This is a genomic window from Halopseudomonas salegens, assembly GCF_900105655.1.
Lineage (GTDB): Bacteria > Pseudomonadota > Gammaproteobacteria > Pseudomonadales > Pseudomonadaceae > Halopseudomonas > Halopseudomonas salegens.
Genome location: NZ_LT629787.1, coordinates 1,038,861 through 1,054,902, shown reverse-complemented (window position 1 = coordinate 1,054,902; position 16,042 = coordinate 1,038,861). Strand labels below are relative to the sequence as shown.

The following is a 16,042-nucleotide window of genomic DNA, read 5'->3' as shown; positions in this document are numbered from 1 at the left end:
CTTTCAAGGCATCCTAAGTTAACTATGTATCGATCTTTAAGTACCAATTTAATTTCCTGTATTCGTTCAAGGTTAGGGATAGGTTCAATTTTGTCGATTTCAGAGAACATTATGTTTGTAGCCATTCCAGCAAACGAGTAGACAACTCTGTCGCTGTAAACTTTCACTTCACAACTAGCTAGTCGTTTTTTTGACATCGGATACAATAGTATATTCCCGGCTATATAAAAAAAGGCAATTCCATTGATTGCAATTTGGAGCCAGTTAGGTAGTAATTCGGATAATACAATAATCGAAATATAGGCGACAACCGACCAAATCATGAGGTCTACGATTAACCTAATCTGCGTACGCTTAACGAAAGGTTTTAGATCAGGACCGAAAGTATAATCGCATGCACAAGGTTTCATCCTTCAGGACCTCCGTGAGCAGCTGAAAAAGCACAAGCAGCAAGATCTCTTGCATAGGAAAGAGCACAGCTAAACATGCTTCTCTTTATCAAGCATGCTACGTGGTTAAGAACGGCCCGTCCAAAACAATTCTCTCGTGGATCTCCTGGAGGGCGACCTTGCGGGGGGCACTGCAAGGTAGTTGCGTGCGTTTCTGAGATAGGTATAGGCTCACTGGGGACTTTAGTATCTTCTGGATCTATAAGGATATCATTATGAGTCATGTCATAAATTGCTGCGCCGAGTGACAATGACCCCGTTGTCAATTGTACTATTTTATTAATAGCCGGGGCAACAACCGAACGACCTATTATCCACCCGCCTCTCGCAGCAATTCCAGGATTTTCACCAGTCGGATCAGTGTATCTAAGCGGGTTTTGTAAAACATACCCGTAAGTATTTATTCCACCCGCCAACCCAATCGGATCCTGATTCACATACCTGCCCAGCTGTGGATCATAGTAGCGGTGGCGATTGTAGTACAGCCCACTTTCTTCGTCTTCGTACTGCCCCTGAAAACGTATGGGCTGTGTGGTGTTTCCTTGTTCATTCTTGATGGCAGCCCAATCATCCGGTCTAGCCTCCCAGAGCAGTTGGCCCTGGTCGTCTGTGAGGGCCAGCGGGGTACCGAGGTGGTCGGTGTGGTAGCTGGCGTAGCGGGGTTCGCTGGCCTCTTCGGCCAGGGCCTGGCGCAGCATATCCGGCATGGGTTCGCCGGCGCTGGCCAGTTGGCGTTTGACCTGCAGCAGCATGGGGTCGTTGTTGGTTTTGTCCTGGTCGATGCGCAGCAGCGGGACGAAGCTGCCGGGTTCGTACAGGGTGGTGCGCATTTGCCATTCGCCGTCTTCGGTTAATCGTGCTTCTGCGCTTTGCTGGTCGCCATCCCAGCCGTAACAGGTGACCTGCAGGGGGTGTTGTTGGCCGTTGGCGTCGGTGTACTCGACCTCTTTGCTGATGCGTCGGCCCAGGGGGTCGTAGCGGTATTCCGCGAACCAGTATTCGCCGTTGGCTGTTGTGCGTTCCAGGCGGACCAGGCGGTTGGCACCGTCATAACCGAGTTTCAGGTTGCTGCCGTCAGGGCTGATGCGTTCGATCAGGTTGCCGATGCGGTCGTAGTGGTAGCTTTCCTGGTTGAGGCTGAGGATGCGGTTGTCTGGCCAGCACGGGGCTGTTGGTGTCGGTTCGCTTTTGCCTTCACCGAGCAGGTTGAAGGCCGGGTTGTGCAGGTTGGCGGCGACTTTGGCGGCCCAGTCTTCGGGGGCGGCCCCGGCCTGGGGGCCGTGGTCGAGGCGATTACCAGCAGCATCAAAGCGGTATTCCTGGATCTGTTTGGACTGTTCCGATTGCTGATGCAGGCTGCCGGTGAGTCGTCCACTGGCGTCGTACTGGTAGCCAATACGGCCGTGGCGGTTGTCTTGCAGCTGTTGCAGTTGGTCCTGGCTGTCGTACTGGTAACGGCGTTCCCAGTGGATGGCGCTGGGGCTATCGGGCGACGGCTTGAGCTGGCTGTGTTCCAGACGTCCGAGGGTGTCGTACTGGCGTTGTTGTTTGTGTACCTGCCGGGTGTTGCCCTCATCGCGGGTGTAGAGTTCGCGTTGGGTTTCCTGGTGCAGGGCGTTGCGAGCAAAGTGGATACTCAGGGGGCCGCTGCTAACCCCCAGCAGGTGGCCGGGGCCGTAGCTGAGCCAGTCAATAAGTGGGGCGTCGCCCAGCTGGCTTTGTTCACGGCGGCCGCGGGCGTCGTACTGGTGGCTAGCCTGCCAGCTCCAGGCATCGCCCAGGTGTTGGGCTTCGAGGCTGAGCTGGCCGAGCTTGTTGTAGTGCCGTTCAATGCGGATGCCCTGGGTGGTGTTCTCGGCGTTGAGCAGCTGGCCATCCCGGTTCCATTTGAAAGCTTCAGTCTGGGCCGGGGCACTGTCGGTGGCGGGCAGGTGTCTTGCGATCATTCGCCCTGCGCGGTTGTAGTCGTAGCGGGTGGTCTGGCCGTTGCTGTCTTCGCGGGCGATGAGTTCGCCGGCTTCGTTGTAGTGGTAGCGCTGGGTACGCCCATCAAAGCCGATCTCTTCGATCAGGCGGTCGAGAGCATCGTAGCCAAACCGGCTATGGGCGCCGTTCTCGTTGGTCAGCTGGATCAGGCGGCCGGCCTGGTCGTATTCATAGTGCAGGGTACGGCCGGCACTGTCATGTTCTTCCAGCAGCAGGCCGCGTGGGTTCCAGCGCAGGCTGCGCTGCTGGTTGCCGGGGCCTTGTTGGCGGATCAGGCGGCCCAGGGAGTCGTACTGATACTGCAGACTCTGGTCATCCGGGCGTTGCAGACGGATCAGGCGGCCGGCGCTGTCGTAGTGGTAGCGTACCGGTTGGTCGAGGGCGCTGCGGACTTCGGTCAAGCGTCCTTCGCCATCGTACTGGTAGCGGGTACTGTGGCCGGAGCAGTCGGTGTACTGGCTGAGCTGGCCGAGGCGGTTCCACTGCAGCTGGCGAATACCGCCGCTGCTGTCTTCCAGCCGGGTGGGCCGGTCAGGCAGAGCTGGGTTGTCGTAGTGGTAGCGGGTCACATCGCCGCTGGGGTTGGTCACGCTGAGCGGGTTGCCGCGGTCGTCGCGGGTGATCCTGGTGCGGCGCTTGTCGGGGCTGCTCCATTCCAGTAACCAGCCGGTCTCTTCGTCGCGGGTATGGTCTTCCTGGCTGTTGTCGGGGTATCGGATCGACTGCAGGTGGCCGCGGGCGTCGAAACGATAGCGCAGGCAGCGCTCCAGCGGGTCATGGATGGCGCTGAGCAGGCCGGCGGGGTTGTAGTTGTAGGTGATACGGGTGTTGTCGGCGCGCAGGTGGGCGCTCCAGCGCTGGTCGGGGCCTTCGCCGGTGAATTCGTAGCATTCGCGGCGGCCGAGGCTGTCGATTACCTCGGTGTGGTCGCTGTGATAGTGATAGGTGCGGGTCAGGCCGGAGTGGCTCTGTTGGCGGATGACCTTGCCCTCGGGACTCAGGGTATCCCACTCATAATCGGTGCTAGCGCCACCGGGTTGGCCGTGGCTGACCATCATGTGCTGGTCCCAGGCAAAGTGGCGGACCTGTTCGCCGGCGCGGTTGTAGACGCCAATCAGATCGCCCTGGGTGTTGTACTGGTAGCGTACCAGCCAGTCGTGACCACCGGCGGTGGGATCGAAGTCGTCCGGGATCGGGCCGCAGGGGTTGGCCAGAATCACCCCGGCCAGGCGCATCTCGGGGAGTTCATCGCCCACGTTGCCAACGCTGGAACGGGGCTGGTAGATCATCGCGTAGCTACGATCGGCGCTGTCCTGCACGCTGGTGAGCAAGCCGTCCTGGCTCCAGCGGTAGCGGGTGGCATAGCCATTGCGGTCGAATTGGCTGCGCAGGCGCCAAGGGCCTTCGGCACTGGGCGAGAAGTGCAGGAAGCTGTCGCCGGAGAGCAGAATAACCGCAGTGGGGTCCTGCTGGAGGGCGCTGGGCACCCCGGCCCAGTTGGGGCCCCAGGGGGTGAAGACGCCAACGGTCTGGCCATTGGGGGCACTCTGTGGAATGCCGCCGCGGCGCAGCCAGAGTCGTTCGGTGGCGGAGAAGTAATAATGCCCGGGGTCCAGCACTGGAAACGTCAGCTTGCGGCCCTGCATGTCGGTCAGTACGCTGGCATCATCACGCAGAGCCAGTTCCAGTCCGGCGCCAGAGATCGACCAGCCCTGGCCGAGCACACCCACCCGGGCATCGCGGGACAGGTAGCTGCGGCTGAAGGCAAAGACGCGCGGTGCGGGTAGCGCAAAGTCGACTTCGCCGGGCAGCAGCTTGGCGCCGAACAGCGGGTTGACCGGCTCGCCCGTCCGCGGGCAAAGGGCTGAAGCACAGTCAGCTTTACCAATCACGCTGCTGCCGATAAAGACGTTGGGTGAACCGGTGGCAATGACGCCGCCCTTCACTTGCTGGCCGATATGGCCAGCCGGCATGCCGGTGGACTCAGACATGAAAAGTTCCTTTTTAGCTGTTGACGTCGACTTTGGGCGAGTAAATCTTGATGCTGGTGGGCGTCATGGTAATGCTGCTCTCGCCACAGATCAGAACGATCTCTGTATTGGCCGTCATTTCGATCTTCTGGCTGTTCACACTCAGTGTTCCGCCCTCGGCCGCTATCTGGGTGCCGCTGTCATCACCCACCTGCAGGCTGTAACGTTCCCCAACCTGGGTGCTCTGGTTTTTCGCCGCCTGGGTAGACTGGCTCATGCCAACCACGGTATTCATCATCAACCCGACATTCAGGCTGTAGCCCATGCCGACGTTATCCATGCGGCCCATACCTACATTCTGCATGTAAGTCATGCCGATGGTTTCTGTCTTGGCCTTGCCAACCTGTGTCGACCAGTTTTTGCCGATGCTGTCCTTTTCGTTGCCGCCGACACTCTTGGTACGGTTGCTACCGATGCTGATCTTCTCGTTCAGATCCACTGTTTCGGTGCGGTTCTTGTGGATAGCGATGGTTTCGTTGCCATCCACCTCTTCCTTGCGGTTGCCATGGACGGTGATGGTTTCGTGGCGGTCGACGGTTTCGGTACGGTCTTGCTTGATATGGCTGGTTTCGTCGCGGTCGATGGTTTTGCTGCGGTCGTTGCCGACCCAGTGGGTTTCATCGTTCTCGACTTCGATATCCTGATTGCGCTCGGCATGAATCCACAGCTGTTCGGCGCCTTTGCTGTCTTCGAAGCGCAGGGCGTTGGCGTTGTCGTAGCCACCGCCCAGTGTCGAGCGAGTCAGAAAGCCGGACTGGGTGGCATTCGCCGGCAGGCCCCATGGGGGCATCTGCAGGGCGTTGTACACCCGGCTGGTGATGATCGGGCGGTCCGGATCGCCATGCAGGTAGTCGACCAGGACTTCCTGACCAATCCGCGGAATATGGATGCCGCCAAAGCCCGACCCCGCCCAGGGGTGCGAGACGCGAATCCAGCAGGAGCTGTCCTGGTCTTTGCTGCAGTAACGGTTCCAGGGGAAGGACACGGTGACCCGGCCGTACTTGTCGGTATGGATTTCCTGCCCGGGCGGGCCGGTTACCGTGGCGGTGTCGGGCCCCTGGGTCAAAGGTTTGGGCGTGAGCCGTTGCGGGCGGAACGGCTGGTCGCTGGGGTGCGTCTGGATGTCGATACGAAAGCTGTGGCTGTCGCTACTGCCGCCGGCTTCATAGTCGTTGTCGCTAAAGCGGTAGTCGGCGGCGACGATCAGATATTCGCGGTTATATTTACCGACCGGGTGTTTCTCCAGGGTGAACAACCAACCGGGTGCCAGCCCTCGGGCACGCCCGGCGGCATGACCGCGGGCCTGGGTGCTCTGCAGTTCTTCCATGCGCAGCTTGGCATACGTGCTGCCCTGGTCGAGGTCATCGTAGCCGCCGGGGTAATCGAAACATTCATAGCTGTCATGGGCGTGGCCGGGGCGCAGCTCGCTGACAGCTGCCAGATCGGCCTTGGGCATGGTGAAGTTGTAGTCGCGGGCCATGAACTGGCCACTGCGCACCTGCTGACCGGCGCTCCAGCGGTCGAGATGATCCTTGTCCGGGTAGGTCTGGTCCGGCGCGTAGTAGGGAATGGAAGCGTAACCCGGATACGGGTTGCGCAGGCCGATGTCGTCGGTCAATACCAGGGCGTGCTCGCCGGCGCTGTGATCGAACCAGAACCAGATGCCTTCGTTTTCCAGCATGCGCATGACGAAGTTGGCGTCGGTTTCCCGGTACTGCACGCAATACTCCCAGGTGCGATAGCTGCGGCTGAGGATCAGGCGGACTTCAAACGGGTAGTCTGCCAGCACCTGCCGGATCATGTCCGGGGCGGTCATCTTCTGGAAGATACGGTAGTCGGTGCGCCGCGTGGCATACCACAGCCAGGGCTTGAGCTGTGCTTCATAGAGATAGAAGCGACCGGCGCTGCCGACGGCAGCAAAGTGCACACACTGGCCGTTGAGATGACGCACACCGCCACCGGGCAATGCGATTTCCAGTGTGACCGAGGTGCCGAGCATGGCATCCGGGGACAGGTTGTCGTCTTCACTTTTGAGCGTGAGGGCAAAGTCGAACAGGCGGGAAACTTCTTCATGCCCGCTCAGAGCGGAAAAACGCAGACGGTCGCCAAGCGCCGTAGTGACATTGATAAGGCGATTCATCCACCCTCCTGGCAGATCAGTGATATCCGTATAATTGCGTTCGCCGCACACGGAGCACGCGGTCAAAGCAATACGCTGGTGTGCCGTCGGCAAGGGTGGCGCAAAGGGGAACTGCTTCCGCAATGGCCATAAACCGACGTCCGGCGGACTATACCAGCAAGTCGCCAGAGAGTTGACAGTCAGAATTCAAAACTATGAACTGTTTCACACTTTATATTCGGCAGAGCAAGAGAAAGGCCAAAAAATGGCGCTCGGTAGACACTGACGTTACAGTGGCAGCGGTCGCCGGGATCTACCAGATCCAGGCTGAGTGGGAATGACTATCAATGCAGGGAGCACGCAAGGTTGTTCGAATTCACCGTATTTGTTGGTCTGATCGCGCTGTTTCTGGCCCTGAAGCCCGACGAAGCGTTTGAGCTGCAGCCCTTGTGCGCAATCGCCATGATGGCGGTCTACCTGACCATCTACTTGTACGTTCCACCAGTACTGACGATCAAGGTCAGATATGTGGGGCTGGCCTTTGGCTACGTGCCAACTGTGGCAGTTGTAGCCATTCTTTTCCCGGAGCTCAACAGCAGCCAACCGATTGCGGTCACGAGATTTCTCGGCTGGCTTGGGCTAATGATGATTTTCCTGTTGATGTGCTTGCTAAAACTGTTTGTATGGTGAGCTCTGCTCACCGCCACTGAACCAGCCCGGCACCGGAGATATCCAGTGCCGGGCAGCTCATGCAGTTCAGTTCTGGCTACGGGTCACAAAGGTTCGACCCAGGGTAAAGGCACCAATAATCACGATCGAACCGATAAAGGGAGCCCAGTAACCTTCCACCTGCGGAATGGTGCGCAGGAAAACGAAGGCCACGGCAGTCGGTGCGACAAAGCGCACCAGGAACTGCCAGACCTGGAACCAGCTATCGTTGGTCGCCATCTCGCGCATGACTTCCTCACGACTCAGAGCCCAACCGGCAAAGAGTGCGATCAACAGGCCACCCAAAGGCATCATTATGTTGGTCAGGAACTCAAGCACGTCAAAGGCGCTACGCCCGAACAGGGTGTGGAAAATCGTTCCCTCTTCCCAGACATTGAAGCTGAGTACCGTCGCAATACCCAGGAACCAGCAACCGCTGATCATGATGGCGACGGCAGCCGGACGACTGAAACCAAAGCGCTCGACCAGGAAGGCCGCAACCGGTTCAACCAGCGAAATAGCCGAGGTCAGTGCGGCCCCGATCACCAGGATGAAAAAGATACCGCCCAACCAGGCGCCACCGGGCAGGTCGGCAAAGGCAATCGGCAGGGTCACGAACATCAATCCCGGCCCCTGGCCAGCTTCCAGGCCACTGCCAAATACCAGCGAGAAGATAGCAATACCGGCCATCAAGGCAATCGCCGTATCGACAATTGCAATCGAAATTGCCGTGCGGGTCAGCGACGCCTCACCGGACATATATGCTCCGTAAGCCATGATCGCCCCCATGCCCAGACTCAGGGTGAAGAACGACTGTCCCATGGCCTGCAACCACCCTTCAAGGCTCAGATCAGCCAGATTGAAGGTAAACAGAAAGCTCATGGCCGCACCGGCATCACCCACCACAACCGCATAGATCAACACGATCAGCAGAATGATAAACAGCAGTGGCATCATAAAGCGCAAGCCGCTCTCGATCCCCTTGTGGATGCCCAGACCCACTATCAGACCGGAGGCCAGGATAAACAGGGTGTGATAGATCAGCAGCAACACGGGTGAACCGAGCAAATCGCCAAAGGAGGCACCAATGGTCTCGGCATCCGCGCCCGCCATCGATCCGGAAAACATCAGCCCGGTATAATGAATGGCCCAGCCGGCAATCACCGAGTAGAAACTCAGAATAATGAAGGCTGCTGCGGCCCCCATCCAGCCGATACTTTGCCACCCCTTGCTGGTGCCATGGCTTTCGGTCAGATAACGCATACCCATGATCGGACTTTTGCGGCTGGCACGCCCGAGCAGACTTTCTGCAATCAGAATCGGAATACCGACCATGGCAATGGTCAGCGCATAGACCAGAATAAAAGCGCCGCCGCCGTTCTCACCAGTGAGGTACGGAAAGCGCCACAGATTCCCCAAACCGACGGCAGAACCCACCGCCGCTAACAAGAAAGTCCCTTTATGCGTCCAGATTTTTCCACTCATGGGCATTCAGCTCCATCAGGTGATTATTATATGTTGGTGGTCGAAACCGAGACTGGTTTCATGTTTTCAGGCTAGCACAGGCACCTGATTTAGCCGCATTTTGCCACAATCCGTTCCACCAAACAGTCTGATTGCTGCATTCTGGCCACAAAAGAGTCGCGGTCCTTTCGTCGCCCTCGCCAGCTCCGGCATAATCACGGGACTATTCCATAGCCACAGGCTGTTCATGTCCAGCTCACCCGCACATCCGGAGAAAGTTCGCCAACTGGTTTACCGCTTTATTCGCCCCTACGGCTGGCAAGCCCTGGGCGCCCTGTTGGCACTGATTTTCACTGCCGGCATCACCTTGTCTCTCGGCCAGGGCCTGCGCATTCTGGTCGATCAGGGCTTTGCCACCGGCTCCCCCGCCATGCTCAACCAGTCGCTGGCACTTTTCGGCATCCTGGTGCTCGGCCTGGCAGCAGGCACCTTCAGTCGCTTTTATCTGGTGTCATGGATTGGTGAACGGGTAGTTACCGATATTCGCCAACAGGTCTTCAATCATCTGATCAACCTGCACCCGGCTTTCTTTGCCGACAACCGTGGTCTGGAAATCCAGTCACGCCTGACGGCTGATACCACGGTGCTGCAGTCCGTACTGGGGTCAACCCTGTCGATCGCCTTGCGCAATCTGTTGATGCTGATTGGCGGGATAATTCTGCTGTTCGTTACCAATGCCAAGCTGACCGCCATCGTCATGCTGGCGATCCCGCTGGTTTTGGTGCCGATTCTGTTCTTTGGCCGCCGTGTCCGACGCTTGTCACGCCTGAGTCAGGACCGCGTTGCCGATGTGGGCAGCTATGTTGGCGAAATTCTCGGCGAAATCAAAACCGTGCAGGCCTACAATCATCAGCCGGTTGATCAGCAGGCTTTCGGCAAGGTCAGCGAGCAAGCCTTTGCCGTTGCCCGTCAGCGTATTGCACAACGAGCCTGGCTGACCGCCATTGTGATTCTGCTGGTCCTCGGTGCCATCGGCATCATGCTCTGGGTCGGTGGCATGGATGTGATCGCCGGACGCATCAGCGCTGGTGAACTGGCCGCCTTTGTGTTCTACAGCCTGATTGTCGGCGTATCTGCCGGGGCCCTCAGCGAAGTGATCGGTGAGCTGCAACGGGCTGCCGGAGCCAGCAGCCGCATCATTGAACTGCTGCAAAGCCCGCAAGCCATCAGCTCACCCGCGCAACCCACCCGCTTGCCGCCACGCGTTGACGGGCGCATTGCGCTGCAAGACATTACCTTTGCCTATGCAGGGCGCGAACAGCAACCGGCCATTGTTGACGTCAGTCTACAGATTGAACCGGGAGAAACCCTGGCCCTGGTAGGCCCTTCCGGCGCGGGAAAATCGACGTTGTTTGATCTGCTACTGCGCTTTTACGACCCGCAACACGGCAGCATTACCCTGGAGGGGATCGACCTGCGGCAACTGGACCTGGCTGCCCTGCGCCGAAGCTTTGCCCTGGTCGCCCAACAGCCAGGGCTGTTTCATGGCAGCATTGCCGACAATATCCGCTACGGCAAACCCGAAGCCAGCGATGCCGAAGTAACCGCAGCCGCTCAGGCCGCCTATGCCGATGAGTTTATCCAGCGGCTGCCACAAGGCTATGCCACGCCACTTGGTGATGGCGGGCAAGGGCTCTCTGGTGGTCAGAAACAACGTTTGGCAATTGCCCGCGCCTTGCTGACCGATGCCCCTGTTCTGCTGCTCGATGAAGCGACCAGTGCGCTGGATGCACAAAGTGAAAACCTGATTCAGCAGGCCCTGCCGAAGCTGATGCAGGGGCGCACCACCCTGGTGATTGCCCATCGACTGGCAACCGTGCGCGATGCTGATCGCATCGCCGTGATCGATCAGGGTAGACTGATTGGCATAGGTACGCACCAGAGCTTGCTGCAGGACAATGCGCTCTATGCCCGACTGGCAGCACTGCAATTCAATGACCGGGACCAGCATCCCGACACGGTGGAGACTGAGCATGACCGGCACAACCGATAGCGACTACCTGCGCCGCTGCGTGGAACTGGCCCTGCAATCGGTCGAGGCTGGCGGTGGTCCTTTCGCGGCCCTGCTGGTTCAGGATGGCCGGATAATTGCCGAATCCTGCAACGAAGTGGTACAGACTCTCGACCCGACGGCACATGCGGAAGTCCAGGCCATTCGCAAGGCCAGCCAGGCCCTGCAGCAGCCACACTTCCCCGATGCCACGCTCTACAGTAGTTGCGAGCCCTGCCCGATGTGCCTGGCCGCGATCCATTGGGCGCATATACCGCGCATCCGCTTTGCCGCGTCCCATCACGAAGCCGCACGCGGTGGTTTTGCCGATACCCCGATTGCGCTCAAACTCTATGGCCAGGCACGCCCGGTAAACATCAGCGATGACACCCTGCAGCAAATAGAGATTGCCGGTGCCGGCAAGCCTTTTGATGCCTGGCTGGCGCTGGAAGACCGCTTCGAGTATTGAAACAGAATCGATCAGCCGCGAGCCTTTAATGCTTGCCCGACCTGTTTGATTGCCTGCTCGATGACCGACCATTGGGTGCCGATATTCAGGCGCATAAAACCGCTGCCGGCAGCTCCAAAGCTGATACCCGGATTCAGCCCTACCTTGGCTTGCTGAACAAAAAAGCGTTTCAATGCCTGGTCCGACCAGCCCAGTTCACGACAATCCAGCCACAGCAGATAGGTCGACTCCGGCACTTGCACCCGTATCGGGGCCAGTTGCTGGTTGATCAACTCGCAGGCCCGGTCACGGTTGTCTTGCAGGTAGTCGATCAACGCATCCAGCCAGGGGCCGCCTTCGCGGTAGGCAGCAGCAAAGGCCGTCACGCTGAACGGGTTGGCCTGCTGCATGCACAAACTGGCAAATACCTGCTCAATGGCACGCCGCTGCCCGGCATCAGGAATAATCAGAGCCGACAGCCCCATACCGGGAATATTGAAACTCTTGCTCGGCGCCACGGCCGTGATAACGCGCCCCTCTGCACCCGGCAAATCCGCCAGCATCTGGTGCCGCTGCCCCGGGTAGACCAGATCACAGTGAATATCATCGGACATAATCAGGTTATTGTAGCGTTCGGCCAACGCCAGCAGGCGCTGCAGTTCCTCACGGGTCCAGACGCGCCCGACCGGGTTATGCGGCGAACAGAGAAACAGAACCCGGGCATCATCCTGCATGCAGGCTTCCAGATGCTCGAAATCCATCTCGTAACGGCCTTGCTCTTCGCGCAACGGGTTGACCAGCAAACGTCGGCCGGTTTTTTCTACCGCCGCAAAGAAAGGTGGATATACCGGAGACTGCACGATAATGCCCTGCCCCGGCTGGGCAAAAGCCATAGCCGCCGCATGCAACGACGGCACAACGCCCGGCGCCATCACCACCCATTGCGGTTGAACCTGCCAGCTGTGCCGTTGGGCAAACCAGTCCATCAGACTGTGCGTGAGTTCCGGGGGAAAAAGCGTGTAGCCATACACCGCATGGCTCGCACGTTCCAGCAATGCTTTGGTCACTGCGGGTGGCGCAGGGAAATCCATATCCGCGACCCACAGCGGAAGAATATCTTCAGCGCCGAAGACCTTGTCCAAAGCATCATGCTTGAGCGACGCAGACCCCTGCCGGGAGACCGGCAGATCAAAATCATAGACCATCAAACAACCATTTCAAGCGGTGTGCACAACACAGTTGCGGCCACTTTCCTTGGCCCGATACAACTGCCGATCAGCGGACTCGATAAAGTCCATCAGTTTGTCTTCAGCGCTCGGGACCAGTGTGGCCGTGCCCATACTGACCGTCAGCACCTGGCTGACGGGTGACGCCTCGTGCGAAATCTGTTCCTTGAAGATCAGCTTGCGGCAACGCTCGGCAACGGTAGCCGCCGAATGGGCATCGGTTTCCGGCAGCACCATGACAAACTCCTCACCGCCATAACGGGCAAAGAAATCGCGTGAACGCGCAGCGGCGCTTTCCAGCAGCCGAGCAATCTGCTTGAGGCACTCATCACCCTGCAGATGACCATAGAGGTCGTTGTATTGCTTGAAGTAATCGATATCGAACATGATGATCGACAGCGGTTGCGCATTGCGCCGGGCATTGGTCCATTCCACCTGCATGATGGAGTCAAACATGCGCCGGTTGGCTACGCCAGTCAGGCCGTCCTTGAAGGACAGCTCTTCCAGCTCTTTCTGCAGCCTGGCCAGTTTCTCTTCGGTCTTCTTGCGTTCGCTGATATCGAACATGAAGCCGACCAGGGCTTCTACCTCACCGGCTTCGTCGCGCACCACATGCACCACATCGCGAATCCAGACATAACCACCATCACTGGTCAGTGCACGGTAATCCGCCTCATGATCAATACCCGACTGGGATTGGGCGACACAGAAATCCACCACCCAGCTCTGGTCTTCCGGGTGCATACGCGTTGCCCAGTCCTCGACGCTCTTCCAGCTGTCCTGTGACCAGCCGAGCAGCTCCTCGATTTGCGGACCAATGTACTCGAACGCCATGCTTTTCCAGTCGATTTTCCACGGAATCGCCTTGGTTGACTCCAACAGGGTCTTGTAGACCGCGCTGTCCTTTTCCATACTGCTGGCTGCTTCTGTCATCGCTTGGTTACCTTTACTGCGGCAATCAGGATCGGTCGTCCGTTACAAAAATACGCCTCAAACAGCCGAAGCGCGAGTATAAAGCTGCAATAATTCTTGCGGCTCGTCATAAACTATACGTTTGCCCGCACGCAAATCGCGGCGCATCAAACGAATCATCTGCTCGAGCACCGGCTCGGCAAAGCTGTCCGCCGGCTTTTCCGTCACTTCCGCCAGGCGCCCGGCAATCACCCGGGTATCGCTGACAACCGGGCAAATCCGGTAACCGTAATGGCCACCAATCGCTTCCGGCACCAGATCCATGAAACGGTCTGCCCGCTGGCGGAAAAAACTCAACGTCAGGCGATAGGCATTGCTGCCGAGAATGGGTAAATCCTCGGGCACTGACTCTTCCTCATCCAGTTGCTGCAGGCAGGTAGCCAGGGGCAGCAGCTGATTCAGCTCATATCGCTGCATATGCGGGTTCTTTACCCGCACCAGATTGGCGATCAACTCACCCAGCGATGCATGGCCAATAATGGCGGCCCGCTTTGGCAAGCCACCCCAGGCACCGTCGGCACCGCAGGCCAGTGCTTCCAGCACTGACGCGTTTTCGAAACCGCCACCGGAATGAATATGCGCCAGCAATTTCAGCGGTGGTGGCAACACGGCACGGGCGGCAGCAAAATAACTGCCTACCTGGAACGGCAGATAGGTGCCGCGGTCATCTTCCATACTGACCCCGGCCACTGGCAATTCGGCAATCCGCTGCAAGGCCTCCAGGGTCCGTTGCGGGTTCTCCGCAAAGGCATCACAACCGTCCACAATATTGATCAGAATCTCCGGCGGGCCGCCCTGGTCACCGCGCACATGGTCATGCAGCCACTGCACACTCAGCGGCAGGCTGCGCATCAAGGTGGCAAAATCATACTGGCCCTGCATGCCAAAGTCCGACAGGTAGACCTCATGCAGCGTATTGGGTACTCGATAGTCACGCAGCTTGCACATGGATACGTCCGGCATGAACTCGCCGTCAGCCGCTACCAGCCCCACCGCGGTAAAGGCAAAACAACCACTCATATCGTACTGGTGGTCGCGCAGATGCATCATCAGATCATCATCGACTTCCAGCTCGTCGGGGTAACTGTAATCAAGGGTACCAAGCAGAATGCGTGGAAAACCGAAACCACGAACCCGTGGCAGAATGGCCAGCTTGTCGGCCAGGGTTTGACCAACGCGGGCGCCGACCGGATTCTCCCGCAGTGAAAGATCGATCAGGTAGGGGTCTATGGACTGCAAGCGGGCCAACTTGGCTTCGGCCTCATGCAGATGGGCATACGCCTGATCCAGACTCTTGGCATTCGACATCTTAGCGCTCCTTGCTCAACTGCCAGAAAAAATAGCACCTTGCGCAAGAATGTGCGACTTTTTGCGTACTTTGCTTGTTCTGACTCGCACAAATCAGTGATGGTCAGCACACAGCTTGCAACCGACAATGCCAAGGCACCCACAAGAACAAGAATCCGCTATGGACACACCACGCTCCGCCGTTGACTGCCGCTGGCTGCTCTGGCTTTACGCAATAATTCCGCTGAGTCTGGTCTGGATCCTGCTGGACGTCAGCCTCGCCCAGGGGCGGATACTGCGCGATTACATCCCGACGGATCCCGCCAACTGGCCCTTCTGGACCATCGTCTTCGGGCTGCCACATATTATCGCCAGCCTGATCACCATGGCTGACCGCGAATACCTGGCACACTATCGCCGCAGCCTGTTCTGGCCCCTGGTATTTTTTGCTGCCCTCGCCAGCGCCGGCTATCTCGGCCCGCAGCCACTGAGTTACCAACTGCTGTTCGTGTTCTTTGCCTTTTACACCATCTACCACGTGCTCGCGCAACAACTCGGCCTGACGCTGATGATGTGCGGCATGGCACCCAGCCGCACCTACAAGCTCTGGAAGTGGCTGGCGATCTTCTCTGCCTTTGCCATCTATATCAACGTCTATGCCGCCGAATACCTGCAGCAGCCATTGATCGGCGACATCAGCTGGCAGCAGCTGTTTACCGGGCTGGCTGTGCTGCTCTGCGCCGGAGTGATTGCCCTCGCCTGGCCACTGACCCGGGCCAGCCGGCACCCCTTGGGCGTCTGGTATCTATGGGGCAATGTATTGCTGCTGACCTCAGCGCTACTGATCAACGAAATCGGCTATACCCTGTTCGTGATTCTTATCCCGCGCGTGATCCACGACCTGACCGCTTACATCATCTACATCAGTCACGACACCAACCGCAATCAGCAACAACCGGTCAATTACGTTTACCGCGCAACCCGCTTCAGTCGCTTACCACCGATACTGTTGCTTCCCCTGCTATCAGTCCTTTTGGCCTGGGGGCTGACCAGTCACCAGGACTACCCGCTGGTCAGCATTGTCATCCTGACCGTTTCTTTTCTGCATTACTATTTTGAGGGCTTCATCTGGCGCGGTGAAAATCCGCATCGACGGCAGCTGAGCTTTGTGCGCCAACAGCGCTGACAGTGCCAGCCTGATCAGAGCCTGCGCGGGAGCGCCGGAATAAAAGGCCTGCTCATCGCACTTGTCTATCGTCGATACATTTTTTGCAGATTTGTGACGCAGTTCACAGACAGTCCG

The 16,042-nt window shown here is 58.2% G+C and carries 10 protein-coding genes; 4 read left to right on the top strand and 6 right to left on the bottom strand.

Annotated features, from left to right (window positions below):
* Nucleotides 1-406 precede the first annotated feature (406 nt).
* Nucleotides 407-4,426, bottom strand: a complete 4,020-nt coding sequence (locus BLU07_RS04715) for an RHS repeat-associated core domain-containing protein (protein ID WP_092384653.1) — start codon at nucleotides 4,424-4,426, stop codon at nucleotides 407-409.
* 13 nt (nucleotides 4,427-4,439) lie between these two features.
* Nucleotides 4,440-6,605, bottom strand: a complete 2,166-nt coding sequence (locus BLU07_RS04710; RefSeq protein WP_092384651.1) for a type VI secretion system Vgr family protein — start codon at nucleotides 6,603-6,605, stop codon at nucleotides 4,440-4,442.
* 345 nt (nucleotides 6,606-6,950) lie between these two features.
* Here BLU07_RS04710 and BLU07_RS04705 point away from each other — a divergent pair, with 345 nt between their 5' ends.
* Nucleotides 6,951-7,274: a hypothetical protein gene (locus BLU07_RS04705; RefSeq protein WP_092384649.1), complete on the top strand. Its 324-nt coding sequence runs from the start codon at nucleotides 6,951-6,953 to the stop codon at nucleotides 7,272-7,274.
* Nucleotides 7,275-7,340: 66 nt separating this feature from the next.
* Here BLU07_RS04705 and BLU07_RS04700 read toward each other — a convergent pair whose 3' ends face one another.
* Entirely contained in the window at nucleotides 7,341-8,777 is a 1,437-nt protein-coding gene (locus BLU07_RS04700; RefSeq protein ID WP_092384647.1) for a sodium-dependent transporter, read from the bottom strand.
* A 226-nt stretch (nucleotides 8,778-9,003) separates the two neighbouring features.
* On the opposite strand from BLU07_RS04700, the gene BLU07_RS04695 reads away from it, so the two are divergent.
* Nucleotides 9,004-10,809, top strand: coding sequence for an ABC transporter transmembrane domain-containing protein (locus BLU07_RS04695; RefSeq protein ID WP_092384645.1), 1,806 nt, complete (start codon nucleotides 9,004-9,006; stop codon nucleotides 10,807-10,809).
* Complete coding sequence (locus BLU07_RS04690) at nucleotides 10,790-11,275, top strand: nucleoside deaminase (RefSeq protein WP_092384643.1); 486 nt, start codon at nucleotides 10,790-10,792, stop codon at nucleotides 11,273-11,275. The genes BLU07_RS04695 and BLU07_RS04690 overlap by 20 nt, the downstream gene beginning before the upstream one ends.
* Before the next feature lie 11 nt (nucleotides 11,276-11,286).
* Here BLU07_RS04690 and BLU07_RS04685 read toward each other — a convergent pair whose 3' ends face one another.
* The 3 genes from BLU07_RS04685 to BLU07_RS04675 are packed head-to-tail and all read right to left on the bottom strand — an operon-like array spanning nucleotide 11,287 to nucleotide 14,760.
* The gene (locus BLU07_RS04685; protein ID WP_092384641.1) at nucleotides 11,287-12,459 is read right to left on the bottom strand and encodes a MalY/PatB family protein; all 1,173 of its coding nucleotides are present in this window, start codon (nucleotides 12,457-12,459) and stop codon (nucleotides 11,287-11,289) included.
* Between the two features lie 12 nt (nucleotides 12,460-12,471).
* Nucleotides 12,472-13,413 carry a GGDEF domain-containing protein gene (locus BLU07_RS04680; RefSeq protein ID WP_092384639.1) on the bottom strand — a complete coding sequence of 314 codons (942 nt, stop codon included), beginning with the start codon at nucleotides 13,411-13,413 and terminating at the stop codon, nucleotides 12,472-12,474.
* Between the two features lie 57 nt (nucleotides 13,414-13,470).
* Complete coding sequence (locus BLU07_RS04675) at nucleotides 13,471-14,760, bottom strand: beta/alpha barrel domain-containing protein (RefSeq protein WP_092384637.1); 1,290 nt, start codon at nucleotides 14,758-14,760, stop codon at nucleotides 13,471-13,473.
* Nucleotides 14,761-14,920: 160 nt separating this feature from the next.
* Between BLU07_RS04675 and BLU07_RS04670 the strand changes: the two genes are divergently transcribed.
* Nucleotides 14,921-15,925, top strand: coding sequence for a hypothetical protein (locus tag BLU07_RS04670; RefSeq protein WP_092384635.1), 1,005 nt, complete (start codon nucleotides 14,921-14,923; stop codon nucleotides 15,923-15,925).
* The last annotated feature ends 117 nt before the right edge of the window (nucleotides 15,926-16,042 follow it).

Excerpts from the sequence above, each read along its gene's own strand:
- BLU07_RS04715 (WP_092384653.1), bottom strand. The coding sequence starts at position 4,426 with ATGTCTGAGTCCACCGGCATGCCGGCTGGCCATATCGGCCAGCAAGTG.
- BLU07_RS04710 (WP_092384651.1), bottom strand. The coding sequence starts at position 6,605 with ATGAATCGCCTTATCAATGTCACTACGGCGCTTGGCGACCGTCTGCGT.
- BLU07_RS04700 (WP_092384647.1), bottom strand. The coding sequence starts at position 8,777 with ATGAGTGGAAAAATCTGGACGCATAAAGGGACTTTCTTGTTAGCGGCG.
- BLU07_RS04695 (WP_092384645.1), top strand. The coding sequence starts at position 9,004 with ATGTCCAGCTCACCCGCACATCCGGAGAAAGTTCGCCAACTGGTTTAC.
- BLU07_RS04690 (WP_092384643.1), top strand. The coding sequence starts at position 10,790 with ATGACCGGCACAACCGATAGCGACTACCTGCGCCGCTGCGTGGAACTG.
- BLU07_RS04685 (WP_092384641.1), bottom strand. The coding sequence starts at position 12,459 with ATGGTCTATGATTTTGATCTGCCGGTCTCCCGGCAGGGGTCTGCGTCG.
- BLU07_RS04680 (WP_092384639.1), bottom strand. The coding sequence starts at position 13,413 with ATGACAGAAGCAGCCAGCAGTATGGAAAAGGACAGCGCGGTCTACAAG.
- BLU07_RS04675 (WP_092384637.1), bottom strand. The coding sequence starts at position 14,760 with ATGTCGAATGCCAAGAGTCTGGATCAGGCGTATGCCCATCTGCATGAG.
- BLU07_RS04670 (WP_092384635.1), top strand. The coding sequence starts at position 14,921 with ATGGACACACCACGCTCCGCCGTTGACTGCCGCTGGCTGCTCTGGCTT.